Genomic DNA, 1,924 nt, shown 5'->3' on the forward strand with positions numbered 1-1,924 from the left:
TAAATAATAACATAAAAGTTGGGCAAAGCTTTCCATTAAGTTACCTAACGAGCCTGTAGAATTACTCGTTTCTAATGATTTTTCTTTCATATATGAACCTTATCCGAGTTCCTTATTTGATTCAATCGTTTAGCCTTTTTCTACTTTAAATATTATTTTCATTTTTAAGGGGAAATTACAGGGGGGTTATGGGGCTTTGAGGCGGTTTTATGTTGCTTTCTGAGGTGCAGAAGGGCTAACCCTCTCAGTGTATCGTATTTTGTAATTTTTCTAGGTTATGCACCAAGCAATACAGTTGCCATTGCGCATTCACTTTCTTATGTCCTCGCAAGGTCAGTTTATTCATGCCTTTATTCACGGTGATATTTCCGAATACAGGTTCGATACATCCTAGTCGCTTACTGTATGCTCTCCTGCCCATTGGGCTATCTATTTTAACTTTCATTTTATCCATGTAGCTGTGCTTTTTACGCAAATCATCATTTTTAAACTGTACTTGTCTCCCCGTTTTAATCGGGGGCTTTCGCATACATTGTGCTTGCAATGGGCATACTCTGCATTCTTTTAAATACCCACAGAATCGCGTGTATTCTTGATGATGACTTTTTACATGTGTGCCACTTCGCCACATGCTTTTGCCCGCAGGGCATCTGCACGTTTGCGTAACTTCGTCGTAGTGGAAATCTGCTGAGGTAAATAACCGAGGCTTTCCTTTTCGTCGTTTTAGTCTGCGCTTCTCTTGTGCCGTTTCATAGGTTTCACTTTCTTTAAACAGTGGATTTCGCTTTCGAAATTGATTATCGGCTATGTAGCTATCAAAGCCACTTTGCGCCATAAACTCTAAATTTGCTTCACTATTAAACCCGCTGTCTGCCGTGAATTTTATAGGCTGTTTTGTTGGCTGCGTAGTCTGACTGAGCTTATCCAGTTGTTGTTTTAATTGTGCCACCGCAGGCTGCAAGGTTTGTTGCTCCCCTACTGACCCCCATGCTTGTGCTTGCAATATGACTTGGTGTTTATCATCGTTAATCGCGATGCCATTATAGCCTTGAATCGTGCCTTTTGAGGTCGTCATCTTTGCGCTATCTGGGTCGGTGATGTTGCTTTTGACTGGCTTGCCTTTACTACCTGTTTTTTCGTGGTGTGTCGCGAGGAACTGTGTGATTTTATCTGCACTTTTATCTAGCTTTTCTTTTTGCTTTAAATCTTGTGTTATCTGCTCTTCGCTTAGATTATCTTGTGATTGGTGCCGCTCGAGAATGCGTTTACTCGCCCGCTCTAATTTAACTTTTTTCCGTCCAAGCTCATCGAATGTTCCACTCCATTCTTTGCTGGCATTAGATTTTAATTTACACCCATCGATTGCAAACATGTTGCGCCCGATTAAGCCTTCTTCATCACATATCATCAGCACTTGGGTAAATAAGGGCTCTATTTGCTCATGCATCTTTGCCACAAAACTGGCTATTGAGGTGTAATGCGGTTGCACATCGCCCGATACGCTCATAAACAAAATATTATTCTCACAGGCTTTTGCGATTCGGCGACTGCTGATTAAGCCATGGGCATAACCTAATAAAACAATCTTTAACATCACCGCTGGCGAATAGGCCGCAGCGCCTGTTTTGTCATTGTTGTACCATGCATCAAAGCCCGATAAGTCGAGTTTATTTTCAATAATATAACACAGCGCATATTCAAATGTGCCGGGCAGAATTTGTTCTGAAAAATTGATTGGAATGAATTTATTTTGGCAAGATAAGTCTGGCTTGTAGTTGGCCATAACAGGTTACCGAGGGTGAATAATATCTATTAGATCACAGTAGCCCATACGATTCAAGGTTAAAAAACAACCAAACCCTAGAGCAGAAAAACAGTACCCAAAAAGAGTAATTCTACAGCCTCAACGCCCCACTAAGGGGCT

Annotated in this window: 1 protein-coding gene; it reads right to left on the reverse strand. The window is 41.2% G+C overall.

Features of this window, described 5'->3' with window-relative positions; genetic code table 11:
- Positions 1-244: 244 nt before the first annotated feature.
- On the reverse strand, positions 245-1,783 hold the full coding sequence (locus C1E24_RS19650) for a transposase (protein WP_138484433.1): 1,539 nt from the start codon (positions 1,781-1,783) through the stop codon (positions 245-247).
- Positions 1,784-1,924: the final 141 nt, after the last annotated feature.

Origin of the sequence: Pseudoalteromonas phenolica (genome assembly GCF_005876835.1) — a bacterium.
GTDB classification, from domain to species: Bacteria; Pseudomonadota; Gammaproteobacteria; order Enterobacterales; family Alteromonadaceae; genus Pseudoalteromonas; species Pseudoalteromonas phenolica_B.